This is a genomic window from Aeromonas sp. HMWF015, assembly GCF_963878965.1.
Classification (GTDB): Bacteria; Pseudomonadota; Gammaproteobacteria; order Enterobacterales; family Aeromonadaceae; genus Aeromonas; species Aeromonas veronii.
In genome coordinates this window covers 1-16261 of record NZ_CAWNZT010000184.1, presented here as the reverse complement: position 1 = coordinate 16261, position 16261 = coordinate 1, and the positions used below count along the sequence as shown (strand labels likewise).

Here is a 16261-nt window from a genome sequence, read left to right as displayed (position 1 = left end):
CTCCTGCGGGCTGTCGGTCTGGGTGCCTAGCGCCGCATTCATCTCGTAGGCAGCCTCGGAGTTGAGCTTGGTGCGGGTGGCGCGGGGGGCAAAGTGCAGCACCTTGATGCCGCTCCCCTCCAGCTCCCGTCCCAGCGCTTCGCTAAAGCCGCGCAGGGCAAATTTGCTGGCGCAGTAGACGCTGTAACCGGGGTAGCCGATGCTGCCCAGGCTCGAGCCCATGTTCATGATGATCCCCGGCTTGCGCATGGTTGGCAGCAGGGCACGGGTGAGCTGGATGGGCGCCTCGATATTGAGCAGCAGTTGGCGCTCCACCTGCTCAAAGCTCTGATCTTCCAGCCAGGCAAACTGGTTGCAGCCAGCGTTGTTGATCAGGATGTCGATCCCATGCTCCAGCGCCGGGTGTTGCAACAGCTTGGCCCGCTCCTGCGCAGAGCCGAGGTCGGCGAGCACCACCTGATGGCGCTCGGGATGAGGCAGTGACTTGCACAGCCGCTCCAGTGCCGGGCCGCGACGTCCGTGCAGCAGCAGGCGGGCCCCCTGGGCGGCCAGCTCCTGTGCCAGCTCCTCACCTATGCCACCGCTGGCGCCGGTGAGCAGCACGAGTTTCCCTTCAAGGTTCATGGTATGGATTCCCTTTTTGCTGTCTGCTGCCGACTTACGGTGTGGCGGTGAGGTTGTAGAGCATCTCGCCATAGAGGCGGTAGACCACCTTGGCCCCGTGGATGATGGCGGCCTGATCCGCCGGACTCTCGACCCGATCCATCAAGGATTCAAAGAACTTGAGGTGCTCCTGATCCAGGGCGCCGTGGGAACTCAGGTAGCTCATCGCCTGGGGTGGCAGGCCGAGACCCTTTTTCAGCTGATCAGCGACGGTGAGGGCGATGGCGACGCTGGTGCCTTCCAGTACCTGCACCATGCCGAAGAAACCCATGGGGTTGCCGCGCTGGATCTGGTCGTAGAGGAAGGCGACCATCAGCTCGATGGGTAGCCCCGGCTGGCCGTGGTGCACCGCCTCGGCATCGCCGCCACAGGCGCGGATGTCATTGAGGATCCACTCCTGATGGCCGTACTCCTCGTCGATGTACTCGGCAATGGCGCCGCGTACCCACTCATACTCCTGACCCAGCTTGCCGCCGGTTGCCATCAGCAGCGGGACTGTGTGGCGCACGTGGTAGTAGGCCTGCGCCAGAAAGGCGAGATAGGTGTCGCGACTGATGTCGCCACGGCGGCAAGCTTCAATGATGGGGGCCTTGAAAAGGTGCTCGCGCTCAGTGGCAGTGGCTTGTTGCAGAGTCTGATAGAAGCTCATGAGGATTCTCCTGTGGTGCCGGTTGCAAGGCACTGGCTGATCTGTTGGGAAAACTGGCGATAGGTCTCTTCCCGGCGCACCCGCCCGTTGGCGGTGAGCAGCCCGGGATGCTGGTCGAGTGCCACCGGCAGCCAGTGGTGCAGGCGGGCGTAGTCGGGGAGACGACGATTCAATACTTCGATCTGTTGTGGCAGCTCGGCCTCTTTGCCCGGCAGGGGCTGGATCAGCGCCACGTTGGCGGGCTGGCCATCGCCGAACACCACGATACGGGCGATTGCGGGGCAGAGCTGGGCTTCAGCCTCGACCCACTCGGGGGAGAAGTTGCGGCCAAAGGCGGTGATCTGGACATTCTTCTTGCGCCCGGTGATGTGGAGGTAGCCCTCTTCATCGAGGTGGCCCAGATCTCCCGTGGCAATCAGCTCGGGGATTGACTCATCGCTACCCAGATACCCCAGCATGGCGCTGCCGCGAACCAGGATCTCGCCATCGTCGCCGATGGTGACCCGGGTGTGGGGCAGGGGGCGGCCAACGCTGCCCGGCTTGTCGGTGCCTATGGTGTTGAGAGCCACCACCGAGCAGCACTCCGAGAGGCCATATCCCTCGTAGACCGGCAGACCAAGCTGGCGGGCATGGGCGATAAGATCGGGGGCAACCTTGCCACCGCCGACGGCGATAAAGCGCAGACCGCGCAGCTGCTGGGCCAGCACCGGGGTACTGGTACAGAGCGCCAGCAGCAGGCGCAGCAGCTCGGGCACCAGCACCAGACTGTGAGTTGACCAGCGCAGCAGCGCCTCCCCCAGCATGGCTGGATTGAGCGAGCTGGAGCCGGTGAAGCCGAGTTCGCCGAGCGATGGAATGCGGCTACAGGCACCGGTCAGCAGCGGCACATAGAGGCCGGTGAGGTTCTCAAGCAGGGTGGCCAGCGGCAGCAGGGTGAGGTGTTTTTCCACCTTGGCTGGCGCGACCCGCTCGGCCAGCGATTCGCACACCGCCATCATGCTGGCCAGCGAGAGGCAGACCCCTTTGGGCTGGCCCGTGGTGCCGGAGGTGTAGGTGATCTTGGCAGTGCCCTGTGGCAATGCCGGGAGGTTTGCCGTTTTGCGGCGCCAGAGCGGCAGTTCGCCGCTGACCAGCAACAGCGGCTCGGCAGAGTGCCATCCCTGATGGGCCGGGCCAACCAGCGCATCGGCACCGCTGCTATCCAGCAGCCACTCTTGCTGCTCAATGCTGAAGAAGTGGGGCACCGGGATCACCACGATCCCGGCTTTGGTGCAGGCCAGATCCATCAGCGCCCATGGCAAGCCGTTGTCGAGTTGCAGGGCAAGGCGCTTGATGCCGGCTTGCTGCAGCTTGCCAGCCAGATGCTGGATCTGCTGCCAGAGGCTGTGGTAGTCGAGCCGCTGCTGGCTGCTCAGCAGCGCAGGCGATTGCGGATTATCGTGGGCATGTTTGGCGATGGCGTCGAACAGGCTCATTGGGCGCACCTTTTCTCACTGGTCAGGGTTGCATCGGTAAAAAGCACTGGCATGGGGGCCAGCAGATTGAGCAGCAGGCTGCTCTGGGCCAGCACCTCGCGCCCCTGATTGATGTCACCCACCATCACCTTGGGTTGGCAACGGTAGTACTCACCCCAGGCGTCGGCGTCGGCCCCCACCTGATGAGCCTGGGCGGGGGCCAGCTCCACCGGATTGAGTTGCAAACGGGCAAAGCTGTTGCGCAGCTTGGCGGTGCCGGTAAAGACCACGTAGTCGAGGGCGTTTTCACACAGCAGGCGACACAGGGCCGCGAACATCAGGCGGGCATTGCCCGGTTCGCTGCAGGCCAGATTGCCCACTTCGATAATGCGGTTGCGTGCCGGATAGACCCCGAGGCGGGTGTTGATGGCGGCCTCGATGGGTTGCTCCAGATACTGTTCCAGATAGAGAGGCCCCTCACTGGCATGATTGAGACCACAGGCACCGACCAGCGTCCCGTCCGCCCGATAGAGCCCCAGCAGACAGGGGAGGAAATGGGGGATGCGGGCGTTGAACTCGAGGGTGTAGGCGGCCTGGATATAGGTTTGCAGCGCCATGACCTGCTGCGGGGACTTGGCTAGCAGCAATCGGTAGGGGGCCTGGATCTCGATGGTCATGGGTGACTCCTTCTCTTGCGATGGTTTGAGAGTAAAAGGGCAAACTTAAGAAACCCTTAAGGAGCAAAAAAAGTTGTCAGCGAGGCAGCGGGCAGGCAATCTGCGCCGCTGTTATCCAACAGGAATCCCCCAAGAGGAATAGCCATGTCATCCACCGTCAGCTGCCCCCTGTGTGCCAGCCATCGCAGTTATCCCCTGCCGGTGGCGGGCAAACGCTATCATCGCTGCCTCGCGTGCGAGCTGGTCTGGCTGGATCAGGCGGATCATCTGGATGAGGCGGCGGAGAAGGCGGTCTATGACGGTCACGACAATCGGGTGGATGATCCCCGTTATCGCAGCTTTCTGATGCGGGCATTTGGCGAGGTACTGAGTCGGGTGCCAACTCCTGCCTGCGGCCTCGATTTTGGCTGTGGCCCCGGCCCCGCGCTGGTGGCGATGGGGCGCGAGGCGGGTTACCGGATGGCGGGGTATGACAAGTTCTATGCCGACTTTCCCGAGTTGCTGACGCGTCAGTATGATTTCATCACCAGTACCGAGGTGATCGAGCACATTGCCGAACCGCGTGCCGTGCTTGACCGGTTGTGGGCCTGTCTCAAGCCCGGCGGCATGCTGGTGCTACAGACTCAGCGGGTGCTCGGTGACGAGCGGTTTAAAAACTGGCGCTATCGCCACGACCCGACCCACATCGTCTTCTTTGCCGAGGCATCGTTTCAGGTGTTGGCCGCCAGCTGGCAGGCCGAGCTCAGCTTCCCCCACGCCGATGTGGCGGTATTGCAAAAAGGCACGCCCTGAGGCGTGCCTTCGTCTGTTACTCGTCGGGTTCGCCCGGCGTTACTCCTTGTAGCCCTTGTCCTGCCACTGGTAGTACATCAGGGCAGATTTTACGCCGATTGACTTGAACGGCTCTGGCGGCAGCCACATCGGCAGACTCTGCTCCGCGTGGTTGAACCAGGGGTGCTCCTTGCCTTGATAGAGGCTGGCCACGATGTCGCCAAACAGGAAGGAGAGATTGATGCCGTGGCCGTTGTAGCCGAGGGCGTAATAGATGTTCTTGTGATCCCCCATTACCCCCACCGCTTCGGTGCTGTCACCTGTCATGCCGAGCACCCCGTCCCACACCTGTTCAAACTTGATCCCCTTGAGGGCCGGATAGAGGGTCACCAGCTCGGTCATCATCATCTCGCTGACCCGGTTGAGATCGCCCTTGTAGTTGAGGCCATCGTTGAAGACGTACTCGGCATTGCCGCCACCGATGACGATGCGGTTATCCGGGGTCAATACCAGATGGAACAGGATGTTGCGGGTGTCGTAGTAGGGCACCCGACTCTGCCACTGGATGGCGGCCAGCTGTTTTTTGGTGAGCGGCTCGGTGACGGCGCTCTGGGCGTGCACCGGAAAGACCCGGCCGCTGAAGTAGCCAAGTTTTGAGGTATAACCGTTGGTCGCCAGCACTATGCTGTCGGCGGTCACCTTGTACTTGTCGGCCACATTGAGCTCGATCTGCTTGCCCTCCTTGATCCCCAGCACCGGGCTCTGCTCATAGATGGTGACGCCCGCCTGCTCCACCGCCTTGCGCAGGGCATTGACCAGCTTCATGGTGTGTACCTGACCGCCATTGGGGTCGTAGACGGCGCCTGCGTAGCGGTCGGTGCCGAGTTTTTCCTCTGTGGTATCGGCGTTCCAGTACTGGAGCGGGATGCCGAGGCGATTGGCGGTTTTCACATAGTCGCGGTACTCGGCGATATCCTCCTCATCGAGGATCGCCTCCACATAGCCATCGAGCTTGAGATCGGCCTCTACGCCGGTTGAGGCAACCAGCGCCTGCAGCTTGTGCATGCTGGCGACGGTGAGGTCGTAATGGCGCTTGCTCGCCTCCCCCTCCTCGTAGAGATCCATCACCTCGGAGCCCGGCAACACCATGCCGCCGTTACGGCCCGAGGCACCACTGCCCACCTGCTTGGCCTCGAAGATGGCGATCTTGAGCGACGGATTGGCCTTGGCCAGATGCCAAGCGCTGGAGAGGCCGCTGTAGCCGCCACCTATGATGGCGATATCCACCGTCATGTCTTGTGCCAGCGGGGCACTCTCCTCTGCCGGTTTCTCCTTGAACCAGTAGCTGGTGTTGGGCTCAAAGTCGCTCATCTTGGGGCCGCAGGCGGCGAGGAAAAAACAGCTGATGCACATGGTCAACGCTCGTTGGCAAAGGGTGGTCGGATTCATCTTCTACTCCGGTTACAGATACAAAATATCAAATCATTTCATCGGGTTGGGCTGTGTTGACCCGGCGACCTATGTCTCTCAGCCGGGCCAGCTGATCGGCAAGACCGGGCCCCTCATCCAGGCTGGTGACAAAGTTCCAGAGGTAGGTCATCACAGCATAGACATGGCCTGCCGAGACCTGGGGTTGGGCCATCAGCATAGTGATGGCCAGCAGGAACAGCAGGGAGGCGCTGATGCCGACCGCCAGAAAGGCGAGTGCCTCCCGATCCGAAATCCGGATTCGGAGCCAGGCCAGCGCGCGGTAGTGGCGGGCGAGGCTGGCTGACTGGGCATGGGTGACCAGCTTGACCTCGTGTTCCAGCCGATCGTTGAGCCGCTCGTGCAGCAGCTGGTTCTTGCGCGAAAAGCCGGGCAGCAGCAGGCCGAACAGCAGCAATACCCCCATGCAGGCGATGCCAACCCAGAACTCGATCACCATCAGCATCACGGCCGCACCGACGATGGAGATCAGGCTGGTGGCCAGGATCGGGATATGTTTCTCGAAGAAGTCGACAAACTCCCGCGCCAGAGTGACCCGCGCCACTATGGTAGATTGCCCCTCCTGCTGCTGGCGTTGGGTCAGGATCACCGGCACCGCCAGTGCCGCATAGATATGGGTAAAGGTGCGGGTATCGACCGCCCGGCGCAGGGCGCCGATGAGCCAGAACAGCAGCACGATCAGGGCGTAGTTTGAAGCCTGCCACCACTGGCCTTTGACGATGGCGTCGATGGCAAAGCCGGCGAACAGGGGATAGACCACCAGCAGGATGTTTTCGAGGGCCACCAGCGAGAAGGTGCCCGCCAGTTTGAGGGGATTGGCCCGTGCAATCGCCCCCAGCGAACGACCGGCCGAGTGTGGCAACGGCGTGGCTTGCTCGTCGCAACTGGCTGCCGAAGTGGTTGGTGTTGTCATGGGTTATCTCCTAAGATGTCGGAAACGCTAAGTTTGAGCGAGTGCTCAAAGTTTGTTTGAGCGACTGCTCAAAGTCAAGCAGATCGATTGATATCGCAGGAGGTCAGATGGCACGCCCATCAGCAGAACAGCGCAAAGAGATGATCATCGAGGCCGTACTGGCCCTGTTTCGGGAGAAGGGGATGGCGGCATCGTCAACCCGTGATATTGCCGAGCGCACCGGTCTGGCGCGCAGCCACGTCTACCACTACTTCAAGGATTGGAAGGCGCTCTGCCTCTGCGCCGTGGAGCGTTTCACCTATCAGGAGATCGCCGAGCAGCGGGAGTGGCTGTTGCCGCTGCCTGCCCGCGAAGCGTTGCTGCTCTTCGTGCGGGACAACCTGCCGACCAGTCAGGATGCCTCCTGGGCCATCTATCTGGATGCCTGGAACGAGTCACTGCGCGACCCTGTGTTTGCCGAGAGCTACCGCAAAATCATTCTGGCGTGGCGCGAGGTGCTGGAGCAGATCCTGCAAAAGGGGATCGACAGCGGCGAGTTTGTGGCGGGCGATGCCCGGCGACTGGCGCGTCAGATCACCTCCCTCATCAACGGCTATGCCGATGACCTTATTCTGGAGCCGACCCCCGAGACGGTCGAGGCCACTTATCAAGAGATCATGCTGGTGGTGAATCAGCTGGTCTTGCCCCCGGCCCACTCATAGCGGCGCAGGCAAAAAAGGGTGGGGAGGCATGCCAGCGTGGGGCCTCCCCCGGTTTTGTTGGCTATCCGCCGGGCGCGCGATAGCCAGATACCAGGGAGCGGTTGTTGATGTCGATTACCCATTTGTCACTGCAAGATGCCCGTCATCTGCAACTGGCGGCGCAAGGGCTGCTCGCCCCCCGCCGCAGCAAGGCTGTCCCGGCCGATCTGCTGGCGACCATCCGCCGCATGGCGCTACTGCAGATCGATACCATCTCGGTGGTGGCTCGCAGTCCCTATCTGGTGCTCTTTAGCCGCCTTGGCCAGTACGAACCACGTTGGCTGGAGCAGTTGCTGGCCGACGGCGAGATCTTCGAATATTGGGCCCATGAGGCCTGCTTTGTGCCCAGTGAAGATTACCGGCTGCTGCGCCACCGGATGCTCGATCCCGCCGCCATGGGCTGGAAGTTTTCGGCCAACTGGCTCGCCACCCATCAGCAGGAGATCGGCCAGCTTATCGAGCGCATTCGTCAGCACGGCCCGGTGCGGGCGGCTGACTTTGAACGCACAACCGGCAAGGGGAACGGCTGGTGGGACTGGAAGCCGGAGAAGCGCCATCTGGAGGTGTTGTTTACCACCGGTCAGCTGATGGTGCGGGAGCGGCGCAACTTTCAGCGAGTCTATGACCTGGCCGAACGGGTCATCCCCGAGTGGAGCGACCCGCGGGATCTGCCGAGCGTCGAGCAGGCCCAGCGGGATATGGTGCGCGCCAGCTGCCGGGCGCTGGGGCTGGTCAAAACCGGCTGGGTTGCGGACTACTACCGGCTGCGGCGCGGCAAATATGACGCCCTGCTCCATCAACTGGCGGACGAGGGGGAGCTGTTGCCGGTACGAGTGGAGGGGTGGCAGCACGGCGCTTTTGTGCACGCCTCGCTGGCCGATGAGCTGGCAAGGGCACAGGCGGGCACCCTCAAGGCGACCCATACCACCGTCTTGTCGCCGTTCGATCCGCTGGTATGGGATCGCAAACGGGCCAGTGAGTTGTTCAACTTCGACTATCGCATCGAGTGCTATACCCCGGCGCCCAAGCGTCAATACGGCTACTTCGTGTTGCCCTTGCTCCATCGCGGCAAGCTGGTGGGCAGGATGGATGCCAAGGCCCATCGCCAGCAGGGGATCTTCGAGATCAAGAGCCTCTATCTGGAGGCAGGGGTGAGAGTGACCCGCACGCTTGCACAGGATCTGGCGAAAGCCCTGCAAAAGCTGGCTGACTGGCACCAGACCCCGCAGCTCCGTTATGGTGCCATTCCGGCCAATTTGCTGGCGTTGTGGCAAGGGTAATTACCCCCCTTTAGTTGGAGAACTTGTGGGGATTAGTAAGCGTTTTCCAATGTTGGAGCGCTAGTTAGCGTACCGCGACCAGATCAAACCATGAGATGCATCAGTATGGTGACAGAACAAACACTTAATGCACCGCTTCGCGGGGTTTCAGCAGAGTTCGGCTACTACCCTGTGTTCTGCAATATTGAGACCGATAGTTTTTCTATCAGAACACTTCCCGAACATGAAAGTATCGTAGCTGTCGTATCAGGAGACCCGAACGTTCTCAACGGTTGGGTCTATCCGGGGGCGCATCAGTATAGAGAATTTATGAGCGGAAAAGTTTGCTCAATGCCTTACAACGCCCGAGTTTTCGGTCTTCCGATGACCCATGTTCTGACGCTGTCGGAAGACAGAAACAGAGAGGAACTCGATTTCGTTGTGTGGTGCTTATCCTTCTTCACCGGTATGCGGCTAACCACAACAGAAGCGGGCTTTCTCGATGCAACGCCCATCAAGCCGGGAAAGCTCGTTGATTTTATCCTGAGTCGCAGCACCATCACCGATGTCATCGAATTGGCGCTGGACGGACTATCTGGAATCAGAGCGTGGTGATGCTCGTGCGCCAAAGCGGGTAACTGCGGTCATCCATGCCTTGTTTTTGGCGCAGTATCCACAGAATCTTTCATTTGAACGTTTTCAGTATCTCTACATGGCACTGGATGCCTGTTTCAAGCTTGTTGTCGACAAGGAGAAGCCGAAACCCCGCATTACTCATGCAGGGCGTGTTCAATGGATGTGTGAAAAGTTTGCGATTCCTGTGCCTGATTGGGCTAAGAATACTGAGGCAGCTCCCTCTTCGTTATCAGTCGTCCGTAACGACACTTTTCACGAAGCCATGTTCTTTGATGGGCCGTTGGGATTTGCGAGTTACGGTGGTAACCAGCGTTCAGCAGGCCAGGAAAATATCCCACTACAAATGGAGGCATTGGTTTGTCGGTTACTGGTGGCAATTCTTGGTAAGCCTAACTCCGGCTATGTTAAGACTTCTGTTAATACCAGAGAGATTCACGCACTTGAATTACGTGGATGAAAGCCAGAACTAAGCGGAAATAAAAAACTGGGCACTTGGCTCGGTCTGATCAATGAGTCAGATGTGCTTACTGGAGTACCTGCACCATCAGCAGGCCGACGGTAATGGCAGACACCAAGAAGGAAAAGCCATAGAACACATAGTGGTACAGCTTGGTGGTGCGGATCCCAGATTGTGTAGACCGTGGGAGATACGATGAAAAAAAGGGCCAGCCGGTGTAAACCGGCTGGCCCTTTTTTACGTGAGAGGCTGTCAGGCCGCCAGACGGGTCAGTACCTTCACCAGCAGCTCGATGCGCGGGGCAATGCTGGCCAGATCCAGATACTCCTCGTCACTGTGGAAACCGGCACCGATGGGGCCCAGACCATCCAGAGTAGGGATGCCGAGGGCGGCGGTCAGGTTGGCATCGGAGCCGCCCCCCACCTCTTGCCAGCTGATTGGCAGTCCCAGTTCGGCGCCACACTCCTCCACCAGCTGCATCAGCGCCTGAGTGCCTTCTGATGGCACCATGGCTGGTTTGTGGGCCTCGCGGGTCAGCTGGATAGTGACGCCGTCCAGATGGGGACGCTCGGCCAGGGTCAGCAGATGATCGTCGATCTGGTGGTACTCCTGATTGTCCCAGAAGCGGACGTCTACCACGGCGCTGGCATGGGCCGGCACTATGTTGGCGCCATTGCCCCCCTCGACAATGCCGATGTTGAGGGTGGTGCCGCTCTCGAAGTTGGTCAGGGCGTTGATGGCCAGGATCCAGTGGCCCAGCTCGGTGATGGCGCTGCGCCCCTTTTGCGGTTCGTTGCCCGCGTGAGCCGCCTTGCCGGTGAAATCGATGCGATAACGGGCCATCCCCTTGCGCGCCTTGACCAGCGAGCCATCGGCGCGGGCCGCTTCGGCAACCAGCACCTGTTTTGCCTGTTTGGCAACCGCTGCCAGCCAGTCGCTGGAGTGGAGGGAGCCGATCTCCTCGTCCGGATTCATGCAGACGCAGATGCTCAGGCGATCGCGCACCTCGCGGGGCAGTTCACGCAGGGCATAGACGATGTTGAGCAGGCCGGATTTCATGTCGGAGACACCGGGACCGTAAGCGCGCTCACCATCGATGCTCATCGGGCGGGCGGCGGCGGTGCCGAGGGGGAAGACGGTATCCATATGGCCGATCAGCATTACATCGATCTGTGCCGCATCAGGCTGGTTGCGGATCTCCAGTCCCACACCGGCGGCGCCGCAGTCGACCCGTTTGATCTGCCAGCCGCCCATCGCCTCATATTTGGCGGCCATCAGGTCGGCCACTGCCGCAATGCCCGGCTGGTGCAGGGATCCGCAATCCAGATTGATCAGCGGGGCCAGTTCGGTCAGGTATTGATCCAGAGAAAAAGTCATTGCTTGCTCCACTATCAGGTTCGGGTCAGAGAAGGATGTTCATCACCAGCATGGCGCCGAAGGCGTTGAGTACCGAGATGGCGACCATGATGGGGATGTAACGCCCTTCGGTGCCGATGCAGCCGAGGATGCGGCCCATGTACTGCACCTGGGAGCCCATCAGGTAGATGGCTGGCGCCAGAATGGCGATGTGAGTGCCGTTGAGGATCCCCTGATCGAACAGGGTGATGACCACACCGACCGCGCCGCCCATCGACATCCAGGCGCCGATCAGCACGGCTGCCGCCTCACCGGGCAACCCGAAGATGGCCATGACAGGGGAGAAAATGGCGCCCATGGCATCCAGCGCGCCGGTGATCTGCAGCGCCTTGATGATGACGAAGGCCATCAGTACGTTGGGTACGGTGGAGGTGGTGGCGATGACCCAGCCCTTCTTGGCCCCTTCGACGAAGATATCGGTGACGATGGGTTTCTTGATGTTGGCCTGGCTCATTTGGCTTGTTCCTGAGTGTTGAGGGTCTGCTGGGTGTTGTTATCGGTCTGCTTGCCTTCGCTCATATTGAGGTAGACCCGGAACAGGTTGGCCCCGACAAATTTGAAGGCGAACATCACGATGACAGCCAGACCGATGGAGGAGCTGACCGCCGGGCTGCCATCCGCCAGTGTCAGGGTGAACAGCACGGCGCCGGAGGAGAAGAAGTTGACGATGGTGGCACCAGCGGAGAACTGGAACATGGTGAACACGTCGGTTTCACGCTTGGTGATGAGCCCTTCATCCTTGAGCTGACGGGTCATGGCGGCGCCGGCATCGGTACTCTGCAGGGAGGCGATCAGTGCCAGACCTGTATTGCCCGGGATCCCCATCAGCGGACGCAGCAGCGGGGTCAGCAACTTGCGGGCCGCTTCCAGCGCGCCGTAGTGCTCCAGTACGTTGATCATGCCGAGGGCGAACATCACGGTGGGGATCAGGGTCAGGGCAAACAAAAAGCCATCGCGAGCGCCGTTGCCCCCCTTGCCGCGCATGTCGGTCATGGCGGTCTTGATGCCGTCACCATTCTCGCTGACGCTCTGGACCATGGTACCGAACGAACCGTTCAGCGTGGTGAAATCGAATACCCCGTACCACTCGCCGGATTGCAACAGTCCGGAGAAGAAGACCACGGCGAAGGCCAGTGCCAGGTAACTGCCTATGCTCACCGAGCGTGTTTTGTCTGTCATTAGCTAGCTCCATATGAATAATTATTTAATCTGAATAATTATAATTGATATAGATGTCACTAAATTGATGGTGGTCAAAATGGTTTGCTACAAATGACGAATGTATTGGGGTTATGTGACTGTGATCGCCATATGATTGGACGATAATCTGGTTTTTATCGAATTGTTTGAGCGAATAAAAAGCAGGGGCGGGATAGCGGGGCAATAAAAAACCGGGCACGAGGCCCGGTTTGGTCAATCAGTCAGATGTGATTACTGGAGTACCAGCACCATCAGCAAGCCGACGCTAATGGCAGATACCAGGAAGGCAAAGCCATAGAACACATAGTGGTGCAGCTTGGTGGTGTGGATCCCCAGATCGTGCAGACCGTGGTAGATACGGTGCATACCGTGCCAGACTGGCAGGGCGATGATCACCAGCAGGATGCAGGCACCCCACCAGGAGCTGGCGAACGCGTGCACGCGGTCATAGCTCATGGTTTCCACGTCCATGATGCCCATGGGCACCAGCAGACCGGTGATGAGGACAATGACCGGCAGCAGCATGGCAACGACCATGCCACCCGCACCAAACAGACCCCAGTAAATTGGTTCGTCAGAACGTCTCATTGTTTTCTCCTCAGGCCACGATGATCAGGACAAGCAGGGACACCACCGCCAGCGCCACATACTGGGCGAGAACGATCGGCTTCTCCGGTACCAGGTCTTCACCACGGAAGATACGCATGGCTTTCGGCGCCAGGGCGAACCAGGTTTTGGCATGGAACAGGCATGCCGCCAGAGCGACGACATGGAACAAGATGGCGATCGGGCTTTGCAGGGATTCCAGCCAGCCGTTGAACGCTTCCTGACCCTGAACCAGGCGCATCAGGCCCCACATCAGCACAACGGCGTAGATGGAGACGAAGATACTGGTGCCTTCACGGATCATGTAACCGGTGTAGAAGGCGTTCTTCAGCCACCAGTCTTTCTTCATTTCGCGGACGTAAGGTTTACGTTTGCTATCAGTGTTGTTCATGGTCTCAATCCTGCTCTCAATCTGGCTTGAACATGGCGATCATGTAGTCCTTGGCGCTTTCGACCTTGCCAAGCTGGATGGCCGCCGCCGGATCGACGCCCTTCGGGCACACTTCGGAGCAGTAGCCCACGAAGGTACAGCCCCAGACGCCTTCGTCCTGGCTGATGATGCGCATACGCTCTTTGGCGCCGGCATCACGGTTGTCGACGTTATAGCGATAGGCCAGAGCCAGTGCAGCCGGACCGGTGAACTTCTTGTTGATGCCGTACTGCGGGCAGGCCGCGTAGCAGAGACCACAGTTGATGCACTGGGAGAACTGCTTGTACTGCGCCATCTGGGCCGGCGTCTGGATGTACTCGCCATCACACAAGCTGCGCGGCTCGCTCGGGATGATGTACGGCTTGATGCTCTCCAGCTTCTCGATGAAGTCGGACATGTCGACCACCAGATCGCGCTCGATCGGGAAGTTGTTGAGCGGCTCGACGGTCATCTTGCCCGGCAGATAGTCGCGCAGGAACGCCTTGCAACCCAGCTTGGGCACACCGTTGACCATCATGCCGCAAGAGCCGCAGATCGCCATTCGGCAGGACCAGCGGAAGCTCAGGGTAGAGTCCAGGTGATCCTTGATGTACTGCAGGGCGTCCAGCAGAGACATCTCTCTCTGGTAGGGCACCTGAAAGCTTTGCATCCAGGGCTCGTTATCCTGTTCCGGACGGTAGCGCAGGATCTCAATTTCAATCATCTCAGCCATTCTTCTTAGCCTCGTCTTGTTTCTCACCCTCGGAGCCGTACACGCGTTTTGCCGGCTGGGACTTAGTGATCTTCACATCGGAGTAATCGATGGAGGGCGTTTCGCCATTTTTGTAGAACGAGAGCGTGTGCTTGAGGAAGTTCACGTCATCGCGCTCTTCGTAACCATCCAGACGCTGGTGGGAACCGCGGGACTCTTTACGATTGATAGCGGAGTGCGCCATGGCTTCAGCCACGTCCAGCATGTAACCCAGTTCGATGGCGTACAGCAGATCGGTGTTGAAGACAGAGGACTTGTCGTTGATCTTGACCTTCTTGTAACGGGCTTTCAGCTCGTTGATCTTGTCGATGGTGCCCTGCATCAGCTCTTCGGTACGGTAGATACCGACACCGGCTTCCATGGACATGCCCAGCTCGTTGCGGATATCGGCCGGGTTTTCGGTACCGTCTACGTCCATCAGGGAGAGGTGCTGCTTGATGAGCGCCTCGGCCTTGGCGGCCAGCGCTTCGGTGTTGCCATGCTTCTGAGTCTTGGCAAATTCACCTGCCTGCTCACCGGCCAGCTTGCCGAATACCACAATCTCGGACAGGGAGTTGGAACCCAGACGGTTGGCACCGTGCAGACCGACGGAGGCACATTCGCCCGCGGCGTAGAGGCCGGGCAGACGGGTGGCACACTTGTTGTCAGTCTCGATACCACCCATGGTGTAGTGGGCAGTCGGACGTACCGGGATAGGCTCTTTGGCCGGATCCACGTTGACGTAGGCTTTGGCCAGTTCGCAGATGAACGGCAGACGCTCTTTCAGGTACTTCTCGCCAAGGTGACGCAGGTCGAGGTGAACCACATCGCCCATCGGGCCCTGAATGACGCGGCCTTTCTGCTGCTCTTGCCAGAATGCCTGGGAAACGCGGTCGCGCGGACCCAGCTCCATGTATTTGCTCTTCGGCTGGCCAATCGGGGTTTCCGGGCCCAAGCCGTAGTCTTGCAGGTAGCGGTAGCCATCCTTGTTCAGCAGGACGCCACCCTCACCACGACAACCTTCGGTCATCAGGATGCCGGTGCCCGGCAGACCGGTCGGGTGATACTGGACGAACTCCATATCACGCAGCGGTACGCCGTGACGGTAGGCCAGTGCCATGCCGTCACCGGTGACGATGCCACCGTTGGTGTTGTAGCGATAGACACGGCCAGCACCGCCGGTTGCCACGATCACGGATTTGGCCTGGATGAAGCGGGTGATACCGTTCTGGATGTCGAAGGTCAGTACGCCCTGAACGCGGCCGTCGTCCACGATCAGATCAAGGCAGAAATGCTCGTCGAAGCGCTTGATGCTCGGGTATTTGACGGAGGTCTGGAACAGGGTGTGCAGAATATGGAAACCGGACTTGTCTGCGGCGAACCAGGTACGGGGAACCTTCATGCCACCAAACGGACGCACGTTGGCTTTGCCATCCGGCTTGCGGCTCCAGGGGCAACCCCAGTGCTCCAGCTGGATCATCTCTTTGGTCGCGTTGTTGACGAAGTATTCCACTACGTCCTGCTCGCACAGCCAGTCACCACCGGAGACGGTGTCGTTGAAGTGGTTTTCGAGGGAGTCGTCATCACGGACGACACCGGCGGCGCCGCCTTCGGCAGCAACCGTGTGGCTGCGCATCGGGTAAACCTTGGAAATCAGGGCGATGTCCAGGTCTGGCTGTGATTCGGCTATAGCGATAGCGGCGCGTAAGCCGGTACCGCCAGCACCGATGATGGCCACATCGGTCTTGATAATATCCACATCTGCCTCCTTAGGGATAGATTTGCTGGGCACGATTTTGCTCTATGAAAAAAATTCAGGCTTGATGCAAGTCAAACTGCTAGGTTTTATTCCCTTTTTATTGGTTATTTTTCTATAAAACACCCAAATCCCTGGATGAAAATGTCGTTATTATCGTCATTTCTTGGTGTTATTGAGCAGTTAAACACCTAGCTACGAGTACTTTAACTTCTGGATTGTACGTAGTTTTCTTTCAATAAAATGCGAATCACCTCTCTTTTTAGGTACTCACAAAAAAAATTTTAAGTTTTTTATTGTGATTTTTTAATGAGAATTATTGGCATTTATCTGTTCGGATAGAAATAGGTAATCCGAAATGCTGCGGTGACCACGGCGGTGATCTGATAATTCCAGACGAATTACAAGGATTTCAA

18 protein-coding genes and 1 pseudogene are annotated in these 16261 nt (G+C 59.2%); 5 read left to right on the top strand and 14 right to left on the bottom strand.

Annotated features, from left to right (window positions below):
- The 4 genes from AACS18_RS09745 to AACS18_RS09730 form a co-directional block, all read right to left on the bottom strand.
- Positions 1-624 (bottom strand): SDR family oxidoreductase (locus AACS18_RS09745; protein WP_108614202.1); only part of this gene is annotated, 624 nt, incomplete at its 3' end.
- Between the two features lie 34 nt (positions 625-658).
- The gene (locus tag AACS18_RS09740) at positions 659-1312 is read right to left on the bottom strand and encodes a TenA family transcriptional regulator (protein WP_108614201.1); all 654 of its coding nucleotides are present in this window, start codon (positions 1310-1312) and stop codon (positions 659-661) included.
- On the bottom strand, positions 1309-2787 hold the full coding sequence (locus AACS18_RS09735; protein ID WP_108614200.1) for an AMP-dependent synthetase/ligase: 1479 nt from the start codon (positions 2785-2787) through the stop codon (positions 1309-1311). Before AACS18_RS09735 ends, AACS18_RS09740 begins: the two co-directional genes overlap by 4 nt.
- The gene (locus AACS18_RS09730; RefSeq protein WP_108614199.1) at positions 2784-3443 is read right to left on the bottom strand and encodes a thermostable hemolysin; all 660 of its coding nucleotides are present in this window, start codon (positions 3441-3443) and stop codon (positions 2784-2786) included. Before AACS18_RS09730 ends, AACS18_RS09735 begins: the two co-directional genes overlap by 4 nt.
- Before the next feature lie 144 nt (positions 3444-3587).
- Here AACS18_RS09730 and AACS18_RS09725 point away from each other — a divergent pair, with 144 nt between their 5' ends.
- Positions 3588-4235: a class I SAM-dependent methyltransferase gene (locus AACS18_RS09725; RefSeq protein WP_108614198.1), complete on the top strand. Its 648-nt coding sequence runs from the start codon at positions 3588-3590 to the stop codon at positions 4233-4235.
- 39 nt (positions 4236-4274) lie between these two features.
- Here the strand turns inward: AACS18_RS09725 and AACS18_RS09720 are convergent, their stop codons facing one another.
- Both AACS18_RS09720 and AACS18_RS09715 read right to left on the bottom strand, forming a co-directional pair.
- Positions 4275-5663: an NAD(P)/FAD-dependent oxidoreductase gene (locus tag AACS18_RS09720; protein WP_108614197.1), complete on the bottom strand. Its 1389-nt coding sequence runs from the start codon at positions 5661-5663 to the stop codon at positions 4275-4277.
- A gap of 28 nt (positions 5664-5691) precedes the next feature.
- Positions 5692-6615 carry an ABC transporter six-transmembrane domain-containing protein gene (locus tag AACS18_RS09715; RefSeq protein ID WP_108614196.1) on the bottom strand — a complete coding sequence of 308 codons (924 nt, stop codon included), beginning with the start codon at positions 6613-6615 and terminating at the stop codon, positions 5692-5694.
- 107 nt (positions 6616-6722) lie between these two features.
- Between AACS18_RS09715 and AACS18_RS09710 the strand changes: the two genes are divergently transcribed.
- The 4 genes from AACS18_RS09710 (at position 6723) to AACS18_RS09695 (ending at position 9707) form a co-directional block, all read left to right on the top strand.
- Positions 6723-7316 carry a TetR/AcrR family transcriptional regulator gene (locus tag AACS18_RS09710; protein ID WP_108614195.1) on the top strand — a complete coding sequence of 198 codons (594 nt, stop codon included), beginning with the start codon at positions 6723-6725 and terminating at the stop codon, positions 7314-7316.
- A gap of 107 nt (positions 7317-7423) precedes the next feature.
- The gene (locus tag AACS18_RS09705; protein WP_108614194.1) at positions 7424-8635 is read left to right on the top strand and encodes a winged helix-turn-helix domain-containing protein; all 1212 of its coding nucleotides are present in this window, start codon (positions 7424-7426) and stop codon (positions 8633-8635) included.
- Between the two features lie 105 nt (positions 8636-8740).
- Entirely contained in the window at positions 8741-9229 is a 489-nt protein-coding gene (locus AACS18_RS09700; RefSeq protein WP_219928023.1) for a hypothetical protein, read from the top strand.
- Positions 9180-9707, top strand: a complete 528-nt coding sequence (locus AACS18_RS09695; RefSeq protein ID WP_219928022.1) for a hypothetical protein — start codon at positions 9180-9182, stop codon at positions 9705-9707. Before AACS18_RS09700 ends, AACS18_RS09695 begins: the two co-directional genes overlap by 50 nt.
- Before the next feature lie 67 nt (positions 9708-9774).
- On the opposite strand, the pseudogene AACS18_RS09690 reads toward AACS18_RS09695, so the two are convergent.
- The 8 genes and pseudogenes from AACS18_RS09690 to frdA form a co-directional block, all read right to left on the bottom strand.
- Positions 9775-9905 (bottom strand): annotated as a pseudogene (locus AACS18_RS09690) (fumarate reductase subunit FrdD); the annotation flags it as partial.
- 54 nt (positions 9906-9959) lie between these two features.
- Positions 9960-11084 (bottom strand): M20 family metallopeptidase, encoded by a 1125-nt coding sequence (locus AACS18_RS09685; protein WP_108614193.1) that lies wholly within the window; start codon positions 11082-11084, stop codon positions 9960-9962.
- A gap of 25 nt (positions 11085-11109) precedes the next feature.
- On the bottom strand, positions 11110-11577 hold the full coding sequence (locus tag AACS18_RS09680; protein WP_005335063.1) for a YjiG family protein: 468 nt from the start codon (positions 11575-11577) through the stop codon (positions 11110-11112).
- The gene (locus AACS18_RS09675) at positions 11574-12302 is read right to left on the bottom strand and encodes a nucleoside recognition domain-containing protein (protein ID WP_005335061.1); all 729 of its coding nucleotides are present in this window, start codon (positions 12300-12302) and stop codon (positions 11574-11576) included. Before AACS18_RS09675 ends, AACS18_RS09680 begins: the two co-directional genes overlap by 4 nt.
- Before the next feature lie 252 nt (positions 12303-12554).
- Entirely contained in the window at positions 12555-12911 is a 357-nt protein-coding gene (frdD, locus tag AACS18_RS09670) for a fumarate reductase subunit FrdD (RefSeq protein ID WP_005335059.1), read from the bottom strand.
- A gap of 10 nt (positions 12912-12921) precedes the next feature.
- Entirely contained in the window at positions 12922-13320 is a 399-nt protein-coding gene (locus AACS18_RS09665; RefSeq protein ID WP_005335058.1) for a hypothetical protein, read from the bottom strand.
- A 16-nt stretch (positions 13321-13336) separates the two neighbouring features.
- Positions 13337-14071: a succinate dehydrogenase/fumarate reductase iron-sulfur subunit gene (locus AACS18_RS09660; RefSeq protein ID WP_108614192.1), complete on the bottom strand. Its 735-nt coding sequence runs from the start codon at positions 14069-14071 to the stop codon at positions 13337-13339.
- Positions 14064-15848 (bottom strand): fumarate reductase (quinol) flavoprotein subunit, encoded by a 1785-nt coding sequence (frdA, locus tag AACS18_RS09655; protein WP_005335056.1) that lies wholly within the window; start codon positions 15846-15848, stop codon positions 14064-14066. Before frdA ends, AACS18_RS09660 begins: the two co-directional genes overlap by 8 nt.
- Positions 15849-16261 lie beyond the last annotated feature (413 nt).

Coding starts and splice junctions, on each gene's coding strand:
- AACS18_RS09725 (WP_108614198.1), top strand. CDS start 3,588: ATGTCATCCACCGTCAGCTGCCCCCTGTGTGCCAGCCATCGCAGTTAT.
- AACS18_RS09720 (WP_108614197.1), bottom strand. CDS start 5,663: ATGAATCCGACCACCCTTTGCCAACGAGCGTTGACCATGTGCATCAGC.
- AACS18_RS09715 (WP_108614196.1), bottom strand. CDS start 6,615: ATGACAACACCAACCACTTCGGCAGCCAGTTGCGACGAGCAAGCCACG.
- AACS18_RS09710 (WP_108614195.1), top strand. CDS start 6,723: ATGGCACGCCCATCAGCAGAACAGCGCAAAGAGATGATCATCGAGGCC.
- AACS18_RS09735 (WP_108614200.1), bottom strand. CDS start 2,787: ATGAGCCTGTTCGACGCCATCGCCAAACATGCCCACGATAATCCGCAA.
- AACS18_RS09705 (WP_108614194.1), top strand. CDS start 7,424: ATGTCGATTACCCATTTGTCACTGCAAGATGCCCGTCATCTGCAACTG.
- AACS18_RS09685 (WP_108614193.1), bottom strand. CDS start 11,084: ATGACTTTTTCTCTGGATCAATACCTGACCGAACTGGCCCCGCTGATC.
- AACS18_RS09665 (WP_005335058.1), bottom strand. CDS start 13,320: ATGAACAACACTGATAGCAAACGTAAACCTTACGTCCGCGAAATGAAG.
- AACS18_RS09660 (WP_108614192.1), bottom strand. CDS start 14,071: ATGGCTGAGATGATTGAAATTGAGATCCTGCGCTACCGTCCGGAACAG.
- AACS18_RS09730 (WP_108614199.1), bottom strand. CDS start 3,443: ATGACCATCGAGATCCAGGCCCCCTACCGATTGCTGCTAGCCAAGTCC.
- AACS18_RS09700 (WP_219928023.1), top strand. CDS start 8,741: ATGGTGACAGAACAAACACTTAATGCACCGCTTCGCGGGGTTTCAGCA.
- AACS18_RS09695 (WP_219928022.1), top strand. CDS start 9,180: ATGTCATCGAATTGGCGCTGGACGGACTATCTGGAATCAGAGCGTGGT.
- AACS18_RS09675 (WP_005335061.1), bottom strand. CDS start 12,302: ATGACAGACAAAACACGCTCGGTGAGCATAGGCAGTTACCTGGCACTG.
- frdD (WP_005335059.1), bottom strand. CDS start 12,911: ATGAGACGTTCTGACGAACCAATTTACTGGGGTCTGTTTGGTGCGGGT.
- AACS18_RS09680 (WP_005335063.1), bottom strand. CDS start 11,577: ATGAGCCAGGCCAACATCAAGAAACCCATCGTCACCGATATCTTCGTC.
- AACS18_RS09740 (WP_108614201.1), bottom strand. CDS start 1,312: ATGAGCTTCTATCAGACTCTGCAACAAGCCACTGCCACTGAGCGCGAG.